Raw genomic sequence first — 6,807 nt, forward strand, 5'->3', positions numbered from 1 at the left:
CGAGGTCGCTGCTTACAGGCCCAGGTCGCGGCCGATGAGTTCCTTCATGATCTCGTTCGAGCCGGCCCAGATCTTGGTCACCCGGGCGTCGCGCCAGGCGCGGGCGACGCGGTACTCGTTCATGTAGCCGTAGCCGCCGTGCAACTGGACGCAGGCGTCGAGGATGTCGTTCTGCACCTCTGCACTCCACCACTTCGCCTTCGCCGCGTCCACGGCGGAGAGCCGGTCCTCGTCGTGCGCGACGACCGCGTTGTCGACGTACGCCTGGGTCACCTCGGCCTTGGTGACCAGTTCGGCGATCAGGAACTTGTTGTACTGGAAGGACCCGACCGCCTGGCCGAACGCCTTGCGCTGCTTCACGTACTCGATCGTCTCGTCGAGGATCTGGGTCGCGTGCGCGATGTTCGACACCGCGGCGCCGATCCGCTCCTGGGCCAGCCGCTCCATCATGTGGATGAAGCCGCGGTCGATCTCGCCGAGCACGTTCTCGTCCGGCACGAAGACGTCTTCGAAGAACAGCTCCGACGTACCGGACTCGGTCTGGCCGACCTTGTCCAGCTTGCGGCCGCGGGAGAAGCCCGCCATGCCCTCCTCGATCACGAACAGCGTGATGCCCTTCGCGCCCTTGGCCGGGTCGGTCCGGGCCGCGGTGATGACCAGGTCGGCCATGTCGCCGTTGGTGATGAAGGTCTTCGACCCGTTCACCAGCCAGCCGCCGTCGGCCTTTTTCGCGGTCGTCTTCAGCGCGGCCAGGTCGGAGCCGCCGGACGGCTCGGTCATCCCGATCGCGGCGATCAGCTCACCGGAGCAGAACTTGGGCAGCCAGCGCTGCTTCTGCTCCTCGGTGCCCAGATCGACCAGGTACGGCGCGGCGCAGTCGAAGTGGATGCCGAAGCAGCTCGACAGCGAGGCGGAGACCTTGGAGACCTCCTCGGCGAACACCTGGTTGAACCGGTAGTCGCCGACCGAGGAGCCGCCGTACTCCTCCGGGACGTCGAGGCCGAGGAAGCCCTGTTTGCCGGCTTCGAGCCAGGCGGCCCGGTCGATCGTCTTCTCCTCGAGGAACTGCTCCATCCGCGGTACCAGCGAGCGGTCGGCGTACTCCTTCGCGCTGGCCCGGAAGGCGTGGTGGTCCTCGTTGAAGATGATGCGGTCCATCGCTGGCCTTCCCGTAAAGACTGGTCACGCAGTGTCGATCGCGTTGCTAAGCGCTTGCTTAGCTTCGCGAACTTAGGGCAAGGTGTCAACGTGTCCGCAGTCACCAGCCCCCTCGCCTGGGAGCACGTCCAGCCCGCCGCCGCCCGCCGGCTGCTCACCGGCGCCATCGACGCCTTCGCCGAACGCGGCTTCCAGGCCACCACCACGCGTGACATCGCCACCCGCGCCGGTATGTCACCCGCCGCGCTCTACGTGCACTACCCGTCCAAGGAACGCCTGCTGTTCGAGATCAGCCTGTACGGCCACCGCGCCGCCCTGGAGATCCTGACCGCGGCGAACGACGGCGGCTCCCCCGCGGACCGCCTCCGCGCGATGGTGTCCGCCTTCACCTCCTGGCACGCCGAGCACCACACGATCGCGCGCGTCGTCCAGTACGAGCTGGCAGCCCTGAGCCCGGAGCACTTCGCCGAGGTAGCCACCATCCGCCGCGCCATCTCCACCCTGATCGAGCAGGTCCTGACCGACGGCGTCACCAACGGCACCTTCAAGGTCGACGACCTCCCCGGCACCACCCTCGCCGTGCTCTCCCTGTCCATAGACGTAGCCCGCTGGTACGACCCCACCCGCCACCCGGCCGCAGAACCCCTAGGCACCCTCTACGCAGACCTGGCCCACCGCATGGTCCAGGCCTGACACCCACCACCACGCGCGAAGGGCGCGGCTCCCCTCGGGGAGCCGCGCCCTTCGCGCGTACGTAGTACAGATCAGACCTGCAGTGCAGCCTGTACGTCGAGGTGGATGTCCACCTTGTCACCGATCAGCAGCTTGCCACCCTCGAGCGGCACGTTGAAGTCGATGCCCCAGTCCTTGCGGCTGATCGACGCCGACGCCTCGAAGCCGATGATCGACTGCCCGTAGGCATTCTGGTCGGCACCGAGGAACTCGACGGCGAACTCGATCGGCTTCGTCACGTCCTTGATGGTCAGCTCGCCGGCCAGGACGTAGTCGTCGCCCTCGGCCTTCAGCGCGCTGCTGGTGAACGTCATCTTCGGGCTGTTCTCGGCGTCGAAGAAGTCACCTGAGCGCAGGTGACCGTCGCGCTGCGAGTTCCGGGTGTGCACGGAACCGAGCTCGACGGTGACGACGGCGGTCGACTCCTCGAGCGAATCCTTGACGACGATCTCGCCGGCGAACTCCTCGAAGGTGCCACGGACCTTGGTCATCAGGTGCCGGACGGTGAAGCCGATCTCGGTGTGCGCGACATCGAGGGCGTAGGTTCCGGAAACGAGGCCGGGAATCGTGGTCGTAGCGGTGCTCATGGAGATCCTCTCAAACGGGAAAAGCTATCGGGGGCGTCGCGGTCGCAGATTTCGTTCAAACTTCAACCAACAACCTCGACAGTAGAGATGAACGGTTTAAAAGTCAACTACATTCCCGCTACACTGTTTCCGTGACGATGACGACTGGGACCCGGTGGCTTGACTCCGAGCAGCAGGTGGCGTGGCGCGCGTACCTGCTGGGTACTGCGCGCCTGATGGCCAAGCTGGACGACGACCTGCGCCAGTTCGGCCTGGGCATCAACGACTACGAGATCCTGGTCAGGCTGTCCGAGGCGCCCGAGCGCCGGCTCCGGATGGCGGAACTGGCCGATCGGCTGCACCAGAGCCGCTCCCGCCTGACCCACACGGTGGGCCGCCTCGAGGCAGCCGAGCTGGTCCGGCGTACCTCCTGCAAGAGCGACAAGCGTGGCGTCTGGGCCGAGCTGACCGAAGCCGGCTTCTCCCTGCTCGACCACGCCGCGCCGTACCACGTCGAGGGCGTCCGGGAGAACCTGGTCAATCTGGCCTCCCCCGAGGACTTCGCCGCGGTGGGCCGCGTGTTCGACGCCGTCTCCGAGCACATCGGCCAGCGCTGAGGATCGATCTCGGCTTCCCGGCGGGTGCTCTGGTCGTCTTCCAAGGCGACTCGATCACCCACGGGGGCCGCGGTCCCACCGAGGACCCGAACCACATCCTCGGCCACTCCTACCCGTTCCTGATCGCGTCGTCGGCCGCTGCCGACCAGCCCGAACGAGGCTGGCAGTTCGTCAACCGCGGATTCAGCGGCGACACCGTCTCCGACCTCACCGCGCGCTGGCAGCGTGATGCACTCGACCTGCGACCCGACGTCCTGAGCATCCTCGTCGGGGCCAACGACGTCGCCGCCGTCCTCGACGGCAAGTCGGACGATGCCGACGGGGCCGCCTTCGTAGCGGAGTACGGGTCGCTGCTCGTCCGCACCCGTACTGCGCGCACCCGCCGACCACTGGATCTGGGACGGCATCCATCCCACGTACGGCGGCCAACGCATCCTCGCCGACGCATGGCTCACAGCGGTCACACAGTCGGAGGCGTGATCTCCCGTGGGACGGAAACTGTCGGACAGCGGCGATACCGTCGGAAAATGGACGGACCGACCTTCGAAGTGACCTCCGTGACCATCACAACGCCGGAACCACGAGCGTTGGCGGCCTTCTACTCTCGCCTGCTCGGCCGCGCCGTCACCACCGAGGAGCCGCCCCGCCCGGGTGAGCCACCGGCGGCCGGCTGGGCGCAGATCAGATCCTCGGCCGACAGCCCCGGACCGACGCTCAACTTCGAGTACGAAGCCGCGTGGACCCCACCGACCTGGCCCAGCACGCCCGGCGCCCAGCACGCGACCCAGCACCTCGACATCCTCGTCAACGATCTGCAGACCGCCGTCGACCACGCCCTGGCCGCCGGCGCCACCCTGGCCGACTTCCAGCCCCAGGAGCACGTCCGCGTCCTCTTCGACCCCTCCGGCCACCCGTTCTGCCTCTTCACGTAGCAGTCGCTGAACGCGCCGTCCGCCGGTTCGGGTGTGTACTTCGGTGGCTGGTCAGGCCCCTCGCCCGTCGAAGCCTGACCAGCTGTGCCGGCTGCTAGAGCTAGCCGGCCTGGCCGGAGCAGCCCTGGGCGGCGGTGAACACTGCCACCCGCTCGGACACTCCGACGCCGAGCGCGGACACCGCACTGAATCCCCATCGTCGAGACATCTGACTTCCTTCCGTTGGGACCGCATCGCCGGTCCGTCGGAACGAAGTCTGGGCAAGAGCGATTTCAGTCTGCTTTCAAAGCTTCCGGGCATGCTTACGGGCCCCGACAGGAGATTCCTGTCGAGGCCCGATCGGCTGGCTTCAGTCGCGTGTGAGCTTGCGGTAGGTGACCCGGTGCGGCCGAGCCGCCTCGGCACCGAGCCGCTCGATCTTGTTCGCCTCGTACGACGCGAAGTTGCCCTCGAACCAGAACCACTTCGACGGGTCCTCGTCGGTCCCCTCCCAGGCCAGGATGTGGGTCGCGACGCGGTCCAGGAACCACCGGTCGTGGGAGATCACCACGGCACAGCCCGGGAATTCGAGCAGCGCGTCCTCGAGCGACTGCAGCGTCTCGACGTCCAGGTCGTTGGTCGGCTCGTCGAGCAGCAGCAGGTTGCCGCCCATCTTCAGCGTCAGCGCCAGGTTCAGCCGGTTGCGCTCACCGCCGGACAGTACGCCGGTCGGCTTCTGCTGGTCCGGGCCCTTGAACCCGAACGACGCGACGTACGCGCGGCTCGGCATCTCGAAGTTCGCGACCTTGATGTAGTCGAGCTCGTCCGAGACCTGCTGCCAGACCGTCTTCTTCGGCTCGAGACCGCCGCGCGACTGGTCGACGTACGAGATCCGGACCGTATCGCCGAGCTTCAGACTGCCCTTGTCCGGGACCTCCTCGCCGACGATCATCCGGAACAGCGTCGACTTGCCGACACCGTTCGGGCCGACGATGCCGACGATGCCCGCGCGCGGCAGCGAGAAGCTCAGGCCGTCGATCAGCTTGCGATCGCCGAAGCCCTTCTCCAGCTTGTCGACCTCGAGCACCGTGCTGCCCAGCCGCGGACCCGGCGGGATGTTGATCTCGTCGATGTCCAGCTTCTTGGACCGCTCGGCCTCGGCCGCGAGCTCCTCGTACCGGGCCAGTCGCGACTTGCTCTTGGTCTGCCGCGCCTTCGCGTTCGACCGGACCCACTCGAGCTCGCGCTCCAGGATCTTCGCCCGCTTGGCGTCCTTCTGTCCTTCGACCACGAGCCGCTGCTGCTTGGTCTCCAGGTACTTCGAGTAGTTGCCCTCGTACCCGTAGGTCTTGCCGCGGTCCATTTCCAGGATCCACTCGGCGACGTTGTCCAGGAAGTACCGGTCGTGGGTGATCGCCAGGACGGCACCCGGGTACTTCTGCAGGTGCTGCTCCAGCCAGAGCACCGACTCGGCGTCCAGGTGGTTGGTGGGCTCGTCTAGCAGCAACAGGTCGGGCTGCTGCAACAGCAGCTTGCACAGCGCCACCCGGCGACGCTCACCACCGGACAGCTTGTCCACGATCGCGTCGGCCGGCGGACAGCGCAGCGCGTCCATCGCCTGCTCCAGCTGAGCATCCACGTCCCACGCGTTGCGGTGGTCGAGCTCGGTCTGCAGGTCTCCCATCTCGCCGAGCAACGTGTCGTAGTCCGCGTCCGGATCGGCCAGCTCGGCGGAGATCTCGTTGAAGCGGTCCAGCTTCTTCTTTGTGTCGCCGACCCCTTCCTCAACGTTCTCCAGCACCGTCTTACCCTCGGTCAACGGCGGCTCCTGCAACAGGATCCCCACCGTCGCGCCCTCGGCCAGCCGCCCCTCACCGTTGTTGGGCTGATCCAGCCCCGCCATGATCTTGAACAACGAGGACTTGCCGGTACCGTTCGGCCCGACGACGCCGATCTTCGCGCCGGTCAGAAAGTTCAGCGTGACGTCGTCGAGAACGACCTTGTCACCATGAGCCTTCCGCACATTGCGCAGCGTGTAGATGAATTCCGCCATGCCCCGAGCCTATGCGCTACCCCCCACCACCACCCAACCGAGCCCGCCCGCCGACAACCCACCCGGCCCAGCCGTCACGCGTCAGCTGCCGGCTTTCCCCGAACCCCTAGAGGAATCAACCCACCACTTGAGGGACGCCCAAAGCCGGTTGGTCAAGACGTCGTCATAACGTCGATGACGGCACCTCGCAGTGGAAGGCCGGGTAGGGCGGACGGCCACCACTACTAAACCTCGGCCGCAAACGCTTTCTCTCGGTGTGCCGAGGTGCTGGTGCCAGGTTTGTCAGTGGTGGCGGTCCGCAACCCGGCCGCGTCTTCAGCTGGTTGACCGATGTATTCGGGCCGCTGGCACGTTGTTCGACGACTGGCGCCTTGTAGAGCCTGTTGCGAATTGGCTCGGCAGCGGCCGATTGTGTACCGACCGACAGGAAGTAGTCGACCGTTCTGCCGCGCGCCACGCTCACGCAGGCCGCGGCCGGCCCCAGAACCGGCACTACTTCCTGTCGGTCGGCACACAACGCGAACCCCAGACCCATATCCCAACAGGCTCTGCAGCGCGCTAGCGGTCAAACAGGGTGCCAGTGCGTCCCGTTGACCGAGGGATGCGCGGGGTTGACCGAGAAACTCTGCCGAGTGGGACCAACGAACTCCGCGGAGTGGGACCGAGGAGCCCTGCGGGTGGGACCGAGGAACTGCGTGTGTGGGACCGAGGAGCTCTGCGGGGTGGGACCGAGGAACTGCGTGTGTGGGACCGAGGAGCTCTGCGGGGTG

At 66.7% G+C, this 6,807-nt stretch carries 6 protein-coding genes and 1 pseudogene; 4 read left to right on the forward strand and 3 right to left on the reverse strand.

The annotated features are described in order from the left end of the window. Window positions 1–12 precede the first annotated feature (12 nt). On the reverse strand, window positions 13–1,158 hold the full coding sequence (locus A3ES_RS0143405; protein WP_020393114.1) for an acyl-CoA dehydrogenase family protein: 1,146 nt from the start codon (window positions 1,156–1,158) through the stop codon (window positions 13–15). 90 nt (window positions 1,159–1,248) lie between these two features. Between A3ES_RS0143405 and A3ES_RS0143410 the strand changes: the two genes are divergently transcribed. Then, window positions 1,249–1,851, forward strand: coding sequence for a TetR/AcrR family transcriptional regulator (locus A3ES_RS0143410; RefSeq protein ID WP_020393115.1), 603 nt, complete (start codon window positions 1,249–1,251; stop codon window positions 1,849–1,851). 71 nt (window positions 1,852–1,922) lie between these two features. On the opposite strand, the gene A3ES_RS0143415 is transcribed toward A3ES_RS0143410, so the two are convergent. Next, window positions 1,923–2,477, reverse strand: a complete 555-nt coding sequence (locus A3ES_RS0143415; RefSeq protein ID WP_020393116.1) for a YceI family protein — start codon at window positions 2,475–2,477, stop codon at window positions 1,923–1,925. 137 nt (window positions 2,478–2,614) lie between these two features. On the opposite strand from A3ES_RS0143415, the gene A3ES_RS0143420 reads away from it, so the two are divergent. The 3 genes and pseudogenes from A3ES_RS0143420 to A3ES_RS0143425 all read left to right on the forward strand — a co-directional run bounded on the left by A3ES_RS0143420 (window position 2,615) and on the right by A3ES_RS0143425 (window position 4,005). Then, window positions 2,615–3,073 carry a MarR family winged helix-turn-helix transcriptional regulator gene (locus A3ES_RS0143420; protein ID WP_020393117.1) on the forward strand — a complete coding sequence of 153 codons (459 nt, stop codon included), beginning with the start codon at window positions 2,615–2,617 and terminating at the stop codon, window positions 3,071–3,073. Window positions 3,074–3,126: 53 nt separating this feature from the next. Further along, window positions 3,127–3,435: pseudogene (locus A3ES_RS57380) on the forward strand (GDSL-type esterase/lipase family protein); the annotation flags it as partial. 165 nt (window positions 3,436–3,600) lie between these two features. Beyond that, window positions 3,601–4,005 (forward strand): VOC family protein, encoded by a 405-nt coding sequence (locus A3ES_RS0143425; protein ID WP_020393118.1) that lies wholly within the window; start codon window positions 3,601–3,603, stop codon window positions 4,003–4,005. A gap of 349 nt (window positions 4,006–4,354) precedes the next feature. On the opposite strand, the gene ettA is transcribed toward A3ES_RS0143425, so the two are convergent. Continuing rightward, window positions 4,355–6,037, reverse strand: coding sequence for an energy-dependent translational throttle protein EttA (ettA, locus tag A3ES_RS0143435; RefSeq protein ID WP_020393119.1), 1,683 nt, complete (start codon window positions 6,035–6,037; stop codon window positions 4,355–4,357). Window positions 6,038–6,807: the final 770 nt, after the last annotated feature.

The organism is Kribbella catacumbae DSM 19601, from assembly GCF_000372465.1.
GTDB classification, from domain to species: domain Bacteria; phylum Actinomycetota; class Actinomycetes; order Propionibacteriales; family Kribbellaceae; genus Kribbella; species Kribbella catacumbae.